This is a genomic window from Chthonomonas calidirosea T49, assembly GCF_000427095.1.
Lineage (GTDB): Bacteria > Armatimonadota > Chthonomonadetes > Chthonomonadales > Chthonomonadaceae > Chthonomonas > Chthonomonas calidirosea.
Map to the genome: position 1 here is coordinate 3,182,478 of NC_021487.1, position 14,764 is coordinate 3,197,241.

The 14,764-nt window shown below is 52.7% G+C and carries 12 protein-coding genes and 1 pseudogene; 9 read left to right on the plus strand and 4 right to left on the minus strand.

Annotation, left to right across the window (positions count from 1 at the left end):
* The first annotated feature begins 167 nt into the window (after positions 1 to 167).
* Together CCALI_RS13365 and CCALI_RS13370 are read left to right on the plus strand one after the other, a co-directional pair.
* Positions 168 to 773, plus strand: coding sequence for an isochorismatase family protein (locus CCALI_RS13365; protein ID WP_016484003.1), 606 nt, complete (start codon positions 168 to 170; stop codon positions 771 to 773).
* A complete protein-coding gene (locus CCALI_RS13370) occupies positions 763 to 4,491 on the plus strand; it encodes an alpha-mannosidase (RefSeq protein WP_016484004.1) in 3,729 nt (1,242 codons plus the stop codon). Before CCALI_RS13365 ends, CCALI_RS13370 begins: the two co-directional genes overlap by 11 nt.
* Positions 4,492 to 4,585: 94 nt before the next feature.
* Here the strand turns inward: CCALI_RS13370 and CCALI_RS16965 are convergent, their stop codons facing one another.
* The 4 genes and pseudogenes from CCALI_RS16965 to CCALI_RS13385 form a co-directional block, all read right to left on the minus strand.
* Positions 4,586 to 5,023, minus strand: coding sequence for a tetratricopeptide repeat protein (locus CCALI_RS16965; RefSeq protein WP_425481502.1), 438 nt, complete (start codon positions 5,021 to 5,023; stop codon positions 4,586 to 4,588).
* A 96-nt stretch (positions 5,024 to 5,119) separates the two neighbouring features.
* Positions 5,120 to 5,905, minus strand: a pseudogene (locus CCALI_RS16970) (tetratricopeptide repeat protein); the annotation flags it as partial.
* Positions 5,881 to 7,035: a tetratricopeptide repeat protein gene (locus CCALI_RS13380; RefSeq protein ID WP_044949282.1), complete on the minus strand. Its 1,155-nt coding sequence runs from the start codon at positions 7,033 to 7,035 to the stop codon at positions 5,881 to 5,883. The pseudogene CCALI_RS16970 and the gene CCALI_RS13380, both read right to left, overlap by 25 nt.
* Before the next feature lie 9 nt (positions 7,036 to 7,044).
* Positions 7,045 to 7,896 carry a hypothetical protein gene (locus CCALI_RS13385; RefSeq protein ID WP_016484005.1) on the minus strand — a complete coding sequence of 284 codons (852 nt, stop codon included), beginning with the start codon at positions 7,894 to 7,896 and terminating at the stop codon, positions 7,045 to 7,047.
* Between the two features lie 327 nt (positions 7,897 to 8,223).
* On the opposite strand from CCALI_RS13385, the gene abc-f reads away from it, so the two are divergent.
* The 7 genes from abc-f (at position 8,224) to CCALI_RS13420 (ending at position 14,762) form a co-directional block, all read left to right on the plus strand.
* Positions 8,224 to 10,212, plus strand: a complete 1,989-nt coding sequence (gene abc-f, locus CCALI_RS13390) for a ribosomal protection-like ABC-F family protein (protein ID WP_016484006.1) — start codon at positions 8,224 to 8,226, stop codon at positions 10,210 to 10,212.
* Positions 10,213 to 10,465: 253 nt separating this feature from the next.
* On the plus strand, positions 10,466 to 10,711 hold the full coding sequence (locus tag CCALI_RS16410) for a hypothetical protein (RefSeq protein WP_156415925.1): 246 nt from the start codon (positions 10,466 to 10,468) through the stop codon (positions 10,709 to 10,711).
* A 101-nt stretch (positions 10,712 to 10,812) separates the two neighbouring features.
* Positions 10,813 to 12,255, plus strand: a complete 1,443-nt coding sequence (locus tag CCALI_RS13400) for a glycosyl hydrolase family 79 C-terminal domain-containing protein (protein ID WP_016484008.1) — start codon at positions 10,813 to 10,815, stop codon at positions 12,253 to 12,255.
* 147 nt (positions 12,256 to 12,402) lie between these two features.
* Positions 12,403 to 12,882 (plus strand): hypothetical protein, encoded by a 480-nt coding sequence (locus CCALI_RS13405; protein WP_016484009.1) that lies wholly within the window; start codon positions 12,403 to 12,405, stop codon positions 12,880 to 12,882.
* A complete protein-coding gene (locus CCALI_RS13410; protein ID WP_016484010.1) occupies positions 12,882 to 13,208 on the plus strand; it encodes a hypothetical protein in 327 nt (108 codons plus the stop codon). Before CCALI_RS13405 ends, CCALI_RS13410 begins: the two co-directional genes overlap by 1 nt.
* A complete protein-coding gene (locus tag CCALI_RS13415; protein ID WP_016484011.1) occupies positions 13,192 to 13,965 on the plus strand; it encodes a DUF6754 domain-containing protein in 774 nt (257 codons plus the stop codon). The genes CCALI_RS13410 and CCALI_RS13415 overlap by 17 nt, the downstream gene beginning before the upstream one ends.
* Positions 13,914 to 14,762: a hypothetical protein gene (locus tag CCALI_RS13420; protein WP_016484012.1), complete on the plus strand. Its 849-nt coding sequence runs from the start codon at positions 13,914 to 13,916 to the stop codon at positions 14,760 to 14,762. Before CCALI_RS13415 ends, CCALI_RS13420 begins: the two co-directional genes overlap by 52 nt.
* Positions 14,763 to 14,764 lie beyond the last annotated feature (2 nt).

Sequence of the window (14,764 nt, forward strand, 5' to 3'; positions counted from 1 at the left end):
GACGATGGACGTGTTAGTGAGGTAACATAATGAAAGAACTTTCCACTTAATCATCGCAATTATAAACCCAAAAGCCCTCTCTGTCAAGAGAGGGTGCTCTATGAGGCAGGAATTTTTGTCTTTAAAGAGGAACTTAAAAAACGACCAAGAACAGCTGAGGAGTTTCGATGACGGTAAAACATCCGGCTTTGCTCTGCTCTACCGAAAGCGTTTTAGTTGCTATTGACCTTCAAGAAACCCTCCTACGTACCCTACCTAATACCGAAAGCTTATTGAGGAGCACGCGCCTCTTGTTACAGGGGGCACAAGCGCTTGGGATACCACTGCTGGTCACCACACAAAATCGCGACAAGCTCGGTGGAGTTACGAAGGAGCTAGCCGATCTGCTTCCAAAGGAAGACACATGGTTAGATAAGCTCTGCTTTAATTGTGCCGGAGCCTCGAATTTTGTATCGCGACTGCAAGCGCTACAGAAACGGCAAGTGGTACTGTGCGGGGTGGAGACGCATATCTGTGTTTGCCAAACGGCGTTAGGGCTGCTTGCAGAGGGCTATCAGGTGCATATCGTTGCCGATGCTGTGGCGGCTCGTTCCCAATGGGATCATGAACTGGGATTAAGGAAGATGTTTCAAGTGGGGGCGCTTCCCTCATCGGTCGAGATGGTGCTCTACGAATGGCTAGAAGAGGCGGGAAGCACCTCGTTTCGTGCGATATTGCCGCTTATTAAGGCGAATCAGAATGAACGTAAGGAGTCAGGTTCTCATGCGAGGTAGAAGTGATATTCTCAAAGCCGTTGGTCTGTGGGGAATGCTCTTTGGGTGTCTTACTTTTCTTATCGGCAGTCCCGGTAGGGCATACGCCGATTCCTTTACAGATGCCCTTGTGCTCCTACGCGACAGTCGAGTGATGACGATTAACGATTGGAAGTTCCATCAACCGGACATTCCAGATGGCCAGATGCCTACAATATCGGATGCAGATTGGCAGACGGTTCATCCTGGGTTTGTGTGGCATGGTGAGAACACGCGCGTCTGGTTTCGCACACAGATCGTGGTGCCCGACAAGGTTGCGGGGGTTTCAACGGAAGGTGCCCCAATGTACCTGCAGATAGGGGTGGACGACGATGGGGAAGTCTATGTAAATGGAGAGATGCGAGATAGTTTCCACTGGGATGAAGGCAACGTCCTGATCTCTCCTCATGTGCAGCCAGGCGAAAAGTTTTTTATCGCGGTACGTGGCATTAACGGGCCGGGAGATGGACGGCTGATGTTCAGTCGTTTGGTTTTTGGACCGCCGAAGCCGTGGCAGCCAAATTTTGATTGGGTCATTCAGGAGACGCAGTTTTTACAACAGCTTGCTACGCAGGTGCCCGAGCAAGAGAGCGCGCATATTCGTAGCGTGCTGGCGGCCGCCGAGTCGAAGGTAGATATCGAACATCTTACCAGTCTTCCTTTGGAGCAATCGGCAGCGCAGCTGGCCGCTGCTCATGAAACGCTCATGAGCTTGCGTCCACTTACCCAAAACTATGATGTCTACTACGTAGGTCATGCTCATATAGATATGAATTGGTTATGGCCTTGGCCTGAGACCATAGATGTATGCCACCGTACCTGGGCCAGCGCTTTAAAACTGATGAATGCATTTCCTGACTTTGGGTTTGTGCAGAGCCAGCCCGGAGCCTACGTGCCGATTCAGCATCGTTATCCGCAAGAGTTCGCTGAAATGCAGGCAGCGGTGCAACGCGGTCAATGGGACCCGGTAAGCGGCTTTTGGGACGAATCGGACACCGATATGCCTTCTGGTGAGGCTCTGGCTCGATCGCTTTTCTTGGGGCAGCGCTATTTTTACAAACATTTTGGACGCTATGCTATAACCGGCTGGCTACCCGATTCGTTCGGCCACTCGTGGCAAATTCCGCAACTGCTACGTAATGTGGGCATTGTTAACTACTACCACATGCGCTGTAATGATGGCATCTATTTCAGCTGGTGGGAATCGCCTGACGGTTCCCGGGTGCTAAAGGCTAGCACGAATAGTTATGATGAACCAGTTACCGTTGATCAGATGGTGCGCCCGTGGCAAATAGAGAATAGCTTTGGGCTAAAAAAGGCTTTGGTCGTTTTTGGGGTAGGAGACCATGGCGGAGGGCCAACACGCCAGATGATCCTTGTGGGTAAGCAGTTACAAGCAGACCCCCTTATGCCCCATGTACATTTTTGCACTGCCGATAAGTTCTTCGATATTCTCCGCTCCGACCCCAACACGGCACAGCTCCCTGTGGTGGATAGAGATTTGCAGTACACGTTTGAAGGATGCTACACGACTCACGCCGATATTAAAAAGGCAGTTCGTAGCACCGAGAACGCCCTCTACGCAGCAGAGGCTTTCTCCTCCCTAGCCGCGATGAGCGGCCTGCCATATCCAGTGCAGGGGTTTGAGGAGGCTTGGAAACCAACGGCATTTGCACAGTTCCACGACATTATGTGTGGCTCGGCCATCCATTCGACCTATCCTTGGATGGAGAGCTATCTAACTCCGGCACGTCAATGGGCAGATCAGCAAACCGCAAAGGCCCTTCAAACGCTCACAAGTCATGTGGATACGCGTGGAGCGAAACAGGGTGAAAAAGCGGTCGTGGTTTGGAACGCACTCTCCTACGCTTGCACCGGCCCAGTCAAGTTGAGCGTTCCCCAAGCAACTCTATATCATTCTGTGAGGGACACGGCAGGCCATCTTTTTCCAGCACAGGCCCTATCATCCGATACGCTGCTGTTTATCGCTCGAGACGTCCCCGGTTTTGGACATAAACTCTACTTCCTTTCTAAAAAGCCCTGTGCATCGCATCTCTCGGTTTCAAAAGGGCGCACCGGCGACTATGTGCTGCAAAATGCCTTTCTGCGTCTTGAGATCGATCCCCAAACTGGGCTTATGCAACGTTTAGAAGACCTGCGCATGGGACGAGAGCTTTTGGCGGCCTCTGCGAATGGGCTGCAGTTGCTAGGGGATACAGGCAGTGCCTGGAACATTAACTTCACCGGTCAACAGCAACTGCTGACGACTCAGGGGGCTCAGGTTCGCCTGTTGGCGAGCGGACCAGTTGTTGCCACCGTTCAGGTGACGCACGCGTTGAATAAATCCTCTTATGTACAAGAGATATCGCTCTACGATGGGCTTGACCGGGTGGATGTGCAGAATGACGTGCAGTGGCATGAACACAACGAGATGCTGAAGGCGGTGTTTCCGCTAGCCATGCAGCATCCCAAGTTGCATGTCTCCATTCCCTATGGAAGTATAGATAGACCAGACAACGGCCAAGAGAACCCTGGTCAAAAGTGGATGGATATGACCGACTATAGTGGGACGAGATTGCTTTCAGCGACCCCGCTGGATCTGCATCGTCTGTTTAACTCGGATAGTAATGCCGATTTCGATTCACAGCAACGAGGGTATCCGCGTAGCCTATTTCCGCCTGCCGGTATTCATAAAGTGGGGGCTCTGAAACTTCCGATCTACCTGCATGGGAATACATCCGGCCCCGACAATGTTGCCTGTGAAGGGCAGACGATAGCTGTTCCGGCCACAGCGAAGGGCAATACCCTCTTTCTTGTGGGAGCGGGCGCATTAGGTAGCCAGGGTGGGCTGCTAAAACTACAGCTCGCCGATGGGCATGCCATCACGCAGGCTATAGCGATGGGGGATTGGGTGACAGGAGGGCAGTCGGAAGAAGACGTGATGGACTTTCCCTATCGCCTGCTAGATGAGGGAAGCGGAAGGGAAAATATTGCGGCGCACCTCTGGATGGTGCGAATTGCCTTGCCGAGCGGTTCGCGCGTTGTGCGCATAGAGCTGCCTCAAAACCCGCTTCTCCATCTCTTTGCGGCGACAATAGCAACAGTAAGCCCCGGTAAAGCGCTATGGGGGGTTACTTTTGTGAACGATAGCAAATATGGGAATGATGCGAACGGGCCGGTCTTCCGCCTTAGCTTGCTGCGTTCCTCCCATGACCCCGATCCTGACCCGGATGAGGGTGAGCAGCGTTTCGCTTATGCTCTGATACCGCATATCGGGGATTGGCGGGCTGCACGAGCAGAAGAGTTAGGAAAGGCCTTTAATATCCCCCTGCAGGCGGTAGTGACAAATGCCCATCCACCAAAACCCGAAACGCCACCTCGCTTTACGCTCACCGATGCAAAAGGATGGGGCGATCTGGTTGCCGGAGCGCTTAAGCACTGCGAGGACGGTAAAGGCTATATCCTCCGATTTTTCGAGACACAAGGCCGAGACACCGTCGCCACACTGCGTTTTGCGGTGCCGGTTCAGATCACACAGACGGATATTCTGGAGCGTCCAGTGCCCGGCGGCTTTCAGGGTAAAGGCAAGGTGTTCACCATACCCATCGGGCATGATAAGATAGTAACCCTTCATATCGTTGGGTTACCAGATGCCGGGGTCGCTCCGCCTCCGAATCCAGCGTTGCCTGAACCGGACTAGCGACTCAACAACTTATTAAGAACTTAAAGTGGATTGAGGCGACGCATTTGACGACGTGTCGCCTCTTTTTAATAAAGTCCTATGTGGAGACTGGCTAAGAGGAGGACCCGTTCTCAAACACCTTGATCCAGCCGCGATATCGCTGGAGATTCTCTTGCGCTACCTGGTTCTGCGGATCAATTTGAAGAGCGCGGCGAAAAGCGCTGAGAGCGCCAGGGATATCGCCAAGCTGCTCACGAGCGACCCCAATGTTGTTAACAGCATCTACATACGAGGGATCCATGGTTATGGCCTTCTTAAAGTAGGCGATCGCCGCTTTCGGCTGTCCAAGTTTGAGAATAGCAAGCCCGAGTCCATTGAGGGCTTCTGCGCTATTAGGTTGTTCCACAAGGGCCCGCCGATATATCTCTTCGGCCTGCTGCCAATTCTTACGTTCTCCGCTGGTGACAAGCAGGTAGCCTAGCATACGTAAACCGAGAGCCATCTCCGGCCCATGTCGCGGCAGAGTAACCGTCTTCTGCAAAACCTCCATCGCCTCCTGTTTTTGGCCGGCAAGCTGAAGGCTACGTGCATAGAACAGGGCTAATTGCAGGTGAGAGGAATTCGCCGTATAAAGTGGCGCTAACACCTGTGCCGCTTTGGAATATTCTTGCTGATGCAAAAGGTTTTGCGCATAAAGAAGCGCGATGTCTACATTCTGTGGGTCTCGACTCAGAGCTTGCTGATAGGCGCTATCGGCCGCCGCATAGAGCCCTAACTGGGTTTGGGTTTTGGCGAGTAGAAGCAACGCTGGGATCGAATTGGGGTGGAGTTTTAAGGCGGCCTGGAGTTTTTCTACAGCTGCGGTAGCATTGCCCTCTTGGGCAAGCAGGGTGGCCTGGGCTTCGAGAGCAGCGTAGTCATCAGGGTTAAGTCGGACGGCGTTATCAAGGGCTGTTTGAGCCGTTTGCCATTCGGGTGCGGAGATAGGCAGCTTTTTCTGAAGAGCTTCCTGGAGAGTGAGAATTCCTAGGTTATGCCATGCCAATGCGTTGGAGGCAGCGATCTGGGTGGCTTTCCGGTAGGCGGCGATCGCTTCCTCATTGCGGCCAAGGTGTTGGAGGGCATCACCGAGAGCGCAAAATCCGTCGCCGTTTGGCACGGCCTTGCCTTGAGGGTCGAGTTGGGCATAGCGTTCCAAAGAGTCCACAGCGGCAGTGTAGTCGCCGGTGTTCGCTAAGGTCGTTCCGAGCAGGTAGGCGACGAGAGGGGAGTTAGGCTCTTTTTGGGCGAGTTCTTGTAACTCTTTTGTGGCAGGTACATACTGTTTTTGAGCGACGAGCGCGCTAGCAAGATTAAGGCGGGCTGTGGTGTCGGACGGCGATATCTCGAGCGCTTGATGGAGGGTTGCTACTGCCTGGTCGTATTGGTGTTGTTGAAGATAGCAGGCGCCGAGCCAGGCGAGAGCGCTCGCATCGTGGGGGCTGTTTGAAGATAGGTTTGAAACAGGTGGATAGCCTCCTCGATCTTCCCTACCTTTTGGGCCGCAACCGCGCTGTTATAGAGCATATCTGGAGGTAGCGCAGCCTGCTGACCCGCCGCTTGTCGGTCGGCCGCAGCCTGTTGAAACGCTTCATAGGCCTCTTGGTAACGGTTCTGAACAAGATAGATGCGACCCAGGCCCTCTCGTACCTCATAGTCTTTTGGGTTGATGGATAACGCCTTTTCGAAAGAAGTTTGCGCCTCAGAGAGCGCATTTGCATTTTTCGATTGATCGGCAGCTTTCATCTGAATGAAACCGAGAAGGCGCCAGGCGGCTTCTCGGTCAGGCGCGAGTTGTGTGGCCTGCCTAGCCGAATCGGCTGCGAGCGTGAGATCGCCGGCTTTGAGCGATGCGGAGGCTAGAGCAATATAGAGAGCGGGGCGGTCAAGCGATTGAGGGGACAGACTCGGAATGCCTGTTGGCGCCGTAACGGAGGCACTAGGAGGTAAAGAGGCTGCTTTTTGGTAGGCTGCAATGGCATTCTTCAGAAGCTCGCTTTTCTGGGCACTGTTCTGAGCCTTAGTAGCCGCATCAAAATAGACAGTGCCGAGGTCAAAATAGCAGCGATAGAGATAAGGGTCGCGTACATCGGGCTTCGGCATGGCACGGTAGATCGCGATGGCATGCTGCAGGGCCTCGGCGGCATCCGGATAGAGACCAAGTTTGTGGTAAGCAAACCCTAGATCCACATAGGGAAGACCTTGCTTTGGATCAAGGAGGATGGCTTGCTGAAGGGGATCTATTGCATCTGCATAGTCGGCACGCGCGATTTGGAGAAACCCTATCCATTGGAGGATAACAGGGCTTTTAGGGGCCTCCCTATGGGCGGCTTGCATCTCTTTAAGCGCCTGATCCAGATCGTCCGTTTGATGGTTTTGAACCCAGGACTCGTAGAGATGAAACCCCTTATTAAAGTGTTCTTGTACCGAGTCGGCGTAGGCCACAGAAAAAGAAAGCAGAGTCAGTAAGCTAAGGGCAATCCACGCAGAACGACAGCTAAAGCATGAGATTCGACCTTGCATAGGGTATAGCTAGCCTCGCTTCTTGTATTTTCTTAAAAAGACCAACGGAAGCCCCATGCCAGCCACAAAAGAGAGCCAACCGCCTTCCGGCACGATACCGTGCGGTGCAAAACCGCCCGAGCTAGAGAACTGTGGCGGAAGCGCTCCAAGGAGGTTCCCTCCATTGGAGCCGCCGCTGTGGAAGAAAAAGGGAAGCGCAAGAGCACCGGTGAGCGGCAAGCCAGAAAAGTGGGCTTGCGGCAGTCCGGGAGGACGCAAAGGTAGGGCATCCGATGCGGTGGGTATTTCGAGATCGGCGATCCGCGTTGGAGTGGAGATAGGAGTATAGGGTTGTGGATTGACGGGTGAGACGGGCGTTGTTAGGGAAGGTGTTAAGTCAAATTGATTATGAGCCACGCTCTTAGCCGGTGGTAAAGCGACGGTTCCGATAGGATTGCCACATTCAGCAATTAAGATGGGGGCATTCTTACTATCGGCAAATACCAGGGTTCCTGCAGGCACATGGCGCAGCTTATAGCCCATAATTTCTGCTCCGTTGATGTTATGAACATACCAAACAGGCAGATCTCTGTCGGAAGAAAGGCGTGTAAGATGAAGTTGAGCGAGGGCAAGCTCTACATCACCCGTTGTTGTAATATAGAAATGGCGTTTGTATCTATCAGCAACTACAGGTTCGCGTTCGACTTCTTGGACGAGTTCGCGGGTGCTATTGGCTGGATAGAGCAGAAACGCTCCGGGCGGAACGCCGGGTGCAGCCTTCGCGGGCAAGACGCTCTGTAAGAGTAAACCACTAGCACTTACCAAGATAGTAACAGCAGCCCTCTTGCCGAAATAAGCAAGACAGGTTAATGAATGTAGCATAGGTATTTTCTCCTATTATAGAGCAGTGTAAAGAAACGTGGCCCATCTGCCTGGTCTAGAACTACCTAATTAATTATTATAACCCTAATATGCTTTGACGACGTGCAAAGTGATGATGTTCAACGCAATATTGATAGATTGGATAAGCTCATTAAACCCCATCGGCTAGACGACTGAGATTACACGTCAAAGCTGTGCCCTCCTTAATTAAGAAACAGATCGTTGCAGCTGTTAGTTCCTTCTCAAATCTGGTATATAGACTCAGCTCCGCAGGATGGGAACATCTAGAATTTAGCATAAAACGGTTGGTGAAGCAGCAGGCGCGCAATGAGCTTAGTACAGGTTGAAAACCTTGAAAAATCCTATGGCAGCGATACACTTTTTACCGATGTAACCTTTCAATTGGGTTGGGGTCAAAAGGTAGGTTTAGTGGGTCATAATGGGGCTGGCAAAACGACCCTGGTGCGCATTCTCGCCGGCGAAGAGGTGCCCGATCGAGGCAGAGTAAATTATGCCCGCGGAGTTCGCTTTGGGTATCTGCGTCAAGAGGAGGTCGTCAATCCACAGAAGACCGTTTTAGAAGAGGCACAATCGGCTTTCGCTCCTATTTTGGAGATGGAGCGGCGTATGCGTCAAATCGAAGCCGAGATAGGATCGCTCTCTCCAGAGGCCATAAGGCGAGAAGACCTGGATGCGGTTATCTGGGAGTACAGCCAACTGCAAGAGCGTTTTGAGATTATGGGGGGATATGCGGCGTTGCGCGATGTCCCTCAGGTGCTCTATCGGCTTGGTTTTGCTCCGGAGGACTTGTCAAAGCCTTGCGGCTACCTGTCGGGGGGAGAAAAGACACGGTTAGCTCTTGCAAGAGTTCTCCTCTCTGGCCCAGATGTTCTCTATTTAGATGAGCCGACAAACCATCTCGATATTGAGGCCATCGAATGGCTAGAGAGCTATTTAAAAGGGTTTGGCGGCGCCCTGTTGCTGGTATCCCACGATCGCTATTTCTTAGACCGCATTGTTACGCAGATCGCCGAGTTAGATTCGGGCAGACTGACGTTCTATCGAGGCAATTATACCAACTTCCAACAGCAAAAGCAGGCTTTACAGAGGCGCATTGAGCAGATATATGAACGCGAACAGCGTGAAATCGCGCGTTTGATAGAGTTCTACGAAAAGTGGAAAAGTACACCTACACGACGCAACCAGGCAATGGTGCGCAAACGCTGGGCCGAACGCCTAGAAGCGCGGCTTGTTGAGCCTCCTAAAACGACCGGAAAAAAACTTCGCGCCAAACTACAGCCGGAACGTTTGAGCGGAAGCGAGGTTCTTGTTTTCGAAGGACTTACCAAGCAGTATGGGGGCAAAAAACTGTTTGAAAACGTTAGCGGGGTTGTGCAGCGCGGCGAGCGTATAGGGATTGTAGGGCCGAATGGGGCCGGTAAATCTACGCTGGTACGTATCCTTTTAGGGAGGGAGACGCCAGATGCAGGAATCGTACGATTCGGGCTCAACGTCACCGTGGGCTATTTTGCTCAAGATACAAGCGATCTCGATCTGGAGGCCACCGTCCTAGAGAATATGTTAGAAGTGGGGACGATCTCCCCCTTCGAAGCGCGTACCCACCTCGCTCGCTTCCTCTTTGTGGGCGACGATGTTTTTCGCCCGGTGAAATTCTTATCGGGTGGTGAGAAAAACAAGCTGGTGTTAGCGCAGATCACTTGGCTGAAGCCCAATCTGCTTGTGTTAGACGAACCGACTAATCACCTCGACATCGAATCGCGCGAAGCGCTTGTGCAGATGTTAAAGGATTATGAAGGGACTCTTCTGCTCGTTTCTCATGATCGCTACCTTCTAGATCAGACAACAGAAAAGACTTTGGAGCTCGCTGGAGGTCAAGCAAGATGGTACGATATGCCCTATAGTCTTTACCGAGAGCGGCGCCAACCTATCAGCACACGTATCTCGGGTTCGGCAACCCCTGTAGCAAAGGTGGCAGGACCCGATTCGGCTCTCGGACGTCTGGTTGCCGAGAGCCCTCGCAAATCTGCGATATCTGGCGCTATTGAGGGCCCAGTTAACGGATACGCTTTGAACGCGGAACGCCGCAAAGCACGTAAACAGGTGGAGGAAGCGGAAAGGCGTGTGGAGGCTCTCGAAAAACGTTTAAAGGAGCTAGAGGAGCGCCTTTATCATCCCAGACCGACAGACAATGTCGTTGCTCTTTCGCAGGAGTATCAAGGAGTTCAACAGGCACTTGAGGAGGCTCTGCGACTTTGGGAGGAAGCAGCAAGCTACGCTGAAAAGCTTGGTGCCTAGTAACTGCCCTTCTGTTGCTTTAAAACACTCTATATAAGTTTCCATTTCAACCCGATAATAGTGCTTGGTAGAGCACTCTCAGTACGTCTGGAACCGTCTCGATGCCTCTTATCGAGTGGCCGGATTTGTGCACTATCGTTTCTTCCCCTTGCGTGTTCGGAAGCCCCTGAAGGCTTTCGAGCACGCCTATAAAACACAACAAAAACCTAATATGTATGTCGCCATAGGCTATGGCGGACAAGGAGAATTCATCATGATGTGGGACTTCGTGGAGCGCGAAGAGTTTCATGACCTCTACTTAGCCGGAGAGCGCGTCATGCCGGGGCTTTATCGGCAGGTTAATGGGAAGCGCGAAGTGTGGCTCGAGCAGGAGGACGTGTTGCCCGCCAGTCTTGATGGTCGTGTCGCCTGCTATCGGCGTGTCTACTCTTGGGCTCTTATTCAACAGCAGCGACCCGTCGAGGAGACATCGAGCGACCACTCTCTTACCGTCCCCTAAAGCTTATTCTCTACTTAATGAACATCCTCGGCCTTGTTACGTCTAAAAGGCCGAGGATTTTGCGTCTCATAGGCAAATGTCTTTCAGAAAGGAGAGAGCGGATGGGTCTTTATAGAGAAGCGCTTTCTAGGATGATACCGCTTCTTGCCATGCTGCTGTTACCTCTTCATGCTTTCGCCCAATCGATGCCAGTCGTCAGCGTTCGGGTGTTCCAAAAGCCTGTAGCCCCATCTATTCCCAAAGACTTTTTAGGGCTTAGCTACGAAGCGCCCGCCCTCACAAGCCCTTACTTTGATATATCTAATCGGGTTTATGTGCAGCTGCTGCGGAATCTGGGGCCGGGCTCTTTCCGATTCGGCGGCAATAGTGTGGAAAACACGTTTTGGCTGCAGGCAACTGCGGATGCGAATCAGACGACGCGCCGATCCCTTCGACGTCCTACTGTGTTAAAGGGCGCCGACCTCGATAGAGTTTTTCGGTTCGCTCGTGCTATCGGTTGGCATGTTATTCTTGGTGTGAATCTGGGGCATTTCAACCCACAGATGGCGGCCGATGAGGCACACTATGCAGTGACGCATGGAGGTCGTACGCTAACGGGCATTGAAATCGGCAATGAGGCCGATCTCTATGGTAGTAACGGGTGGCGCACACGGGATTGGGATTATGCGCAGTATCATCGCGATTTCATAGCCTATGTCAGCGCCATCGAGCAGGAGACTCCCGGTACGCCGATCGTTGCACCGGCCTTCTGTTGCTCATTGGGCTATCGTTGGTTACCGCAACTCCTTCACGATGACGCCGCAGACATCCATCTCGTTTCGTTCCACATGTATCCCTTGTATCATGCTCCTGGCAGCAAGGGCCCTACGGCAGAACAGCTGCTGAGTACGAAGGTGGCACGCTGGGAAGATCAGCATTTACAGGAGCTGGCTTCTGATGTGGCACCCTATCGTTTGCCTTTGCGCATGGCAGAGACAAACTCTGTTGCAGGAGGAGGTATGCCAGGCGTGAGCGATACCTATGTCGCCGCGCTTTGGGTTGCCGACTATCTCTTTCGTGTGGCCGAACATGGCCTGAGCGGTGTTAATTTTCATGGTGGCTTTTTTAGGGGCGGCTATAGTCCTATTTGGGAACAGAACGGAGTGTTCTCAGCAGCCCCAGAGTACTATGGCATCCTGCTGTTCCACCAGGCGTCCCAAGGCCGACCTGTTCAGATACAAGTGGAGGCACCCTCTGATATCAATGTAGTAGCCCATGCGGTGGCCGGTTCAAAAGGTCGGCTCTATGTGGCTATTATTAATAAGGATTTCCAGAACGGTGCCGAAGTGCATCTGCTGCTGCCGTCTTCTTTTCGGTATGGCGCGCTGATTCGTCTCAACGGGCCGGCTGCAAACGCCCAAGATGGCATAACTCTTGGTGGTCGGGAGGTGTCGGCAGATGGAACCTGGAGCCCTGCCAACCATGAACATGTAACGGTAAGCGATCGGATGGCGATTGTCTCGGTACCTGCACTTAGTGCGGCCTTGGTCACTTTTTACAAGTAGAATGATGGAACTTGTAGAATGATGGAACTTGCTTAAAAGGCCGTGCACGAAAATAGGGCTGCGCCGCAAACGTGATGGTTGAACGTCCCCATTTCTAGAAGGGCACCTCGCACTTGAAAATCCATCAGGAGGTGATATAATGGACGTATGCAAAACGTCCAAGAACAGCTTTCTTGTGGTACCTCTCTTCCTGAGGCTGCTGTGGTTTGGCAGGTACATCTTTTACGCTGTCAACCGAGCAAGCTGCCATTCGTAGGGGCTGTTGTTTTATTGGGCGTTTTGAGCGCTTGGGTGCTTTTCGGCCAGCTGCTGCTGGTGCTGTTGGCGCTTGTGCTGCTTTGCAAGGCCGCAGGCGAGTATCTGTTTCCGTTGACCTATCGTCTCGATGCCGATGGCGTGTGGGTGAGCGGATTCCTGTTGCGCCAAGGGCTTCGCTGGCAGGAGGCTAAGCGGCTGGTAAGCGAGGGGAATGGACTATATATCTCTCCTTTTGCCAATCCATCACCGTTAGAGCGATTTCGCGGGCTTCACCTCCGTTTTGCCGACGATGGCTCTGTGGGTGATCGTTTCACGGTTTTGGATGCGCTTACAAGATGGGCACCCCATCTAATGCAAGAGGGCCACTGATGTTCGATTGGAACCGCCCGCTTCCTCAAGAGCGTTTGGAAGCTCTGATTGAAGAGATAGCGCAGTGGGTACATCGTCGCCAGTTGCACGTCCCCGCCATCATGTTGCTGGAGATGCACAAGCCTATCTCCTTCTTTGTCGGGCAAGGGATCGTGTTTTCGGCCACGCTGCTCGCCCCTCTTTTCGGCGTCCAAAAGGTTCAGGAGTTATCTTGGCTGCTCGAAAATCGGGATAATGTAGAGCAGCTTATACAGCGCATCGAGGCGTTGGCTGCTGCCTCTAACGCGGAGGCTCCGGAAGGAGAGAAGCATGCTTCATGCCAATAGTGCAGTACGTATTTTGATCCCGTTGTTTAGCGTTATCCTCCTTGCAGCGATCTATGCGGCAGGCCAACGCCCGCTCTTTATTCGGCGTATCTATGGCCTAACGGCCCTAGAAGAGGCGGTGGGAAGAGCTACCGAAATGGGCAGACCCATGCTAGGGGTCCCCGGATTAGGCGGCATTGATATCGTTACATTACAAGCTGTTGCTATTCTAGCCTATGTGGCGCGTATCGGCTGTCGTTACCGTACGCAGCTTCTCGTGCCTGTAGCCGACACGACCCTACTTCCCCTCGTGCAAGAGACGTTGCAGGATGTCTATGTGTCGGAGGGAAGGCCCGAACTGTTCGAGCCTGAAAATGTGCGATTTCTCTCGAATCGCCAGTTCTCCTTTGCCGCGGCGGTCGCCGGCACGATTCTGCAGGAACGCACGGCAGCCTGTTTCTACTTCGGATCGTTCTTTGCTGAGGCCCTTATCTTTTCGGAGGTTGGCCAGCAGATCGGGGCGATTCAGATCGCAGGAACACCCTCGACACTTCAGATTCCCTTTTTCATCGCCACCTGCGACTATGTGATCATCGGGGATGAGTTTTATGCTGCTAGTGCCTACCTCACGCGAGAACCGGTTCTGTTGGGCAGCATCATTGGGCAAGACCTCTGCAAACTGCTGATCATCGCGGGCGTGTTGGTTGGAACGGTTGTCGCCTCTTTATGGCCGACCTATCTCCCCCTGATCAAGGGATTCTTCATGGGAGCGGGGTAGTGGGCTTGCTAAGAGAGATCTTTCATCCGATTACCAATAAAACCCTATTGGTATTGTACATAGCTGGGGTACTTTTTGCATGTTTTGTGCTATTCTTGGTGCTACAGCTCATTCCTGTGCCGGCAAGGCGGCATGTTATCCGTTTCGTTACGTTTATTGGCGGGCTTTTCTACGCCCTAGAGTTCTTTCTACCGGTAGCCAAGAGCGGCCCTCACGCTGACCAAAACGTTTTGACCCCTTACACCACCGCCTTCGGGAACATTAGTCAAGCCATTGTCGGCTTTACCATTGGGTTGGGGGTGATCAACCTTTTTCAGGTGCATCTCGGTCGTCTCGTAAAGCGAACGGGCGATGCGATGTTCAGTTTGGCCTTCTTTCTTAGTTTCTTTGCCATGTTGCTGGTAAGTCTGTGGAATCATAGTCATTCTAATGCCCTTAGCAAGGCGCTGAATCACATTTTGTTCGACGGCCTCCTCCAGTCGCTGGACGCCACCATGTTTTCGCTTATCGCCTTCTACATTGCCTCTGCGGCCTATCGGGCGTTTCGGGTGCGCTCGTTAGAGGCCACTATTCTGCTCGTCACCGCGCTGGTGGTGATGTTAGGCCAAATACCAGTTGGAACCTATCTTACACATACCCTTCCTGCCCCCCTGCGGGTGGAGAACATCCGTCACTGGATACTCACGCAGGCCAACGTGGCGGTAATACGTGCCATCGCGTTTGGCCTCGATATAGGCGCCCTCGCGATGTCGCTGCGGATATGGCTCGGGCTAGAGCGAGGCAACTACTTTGATTAGGA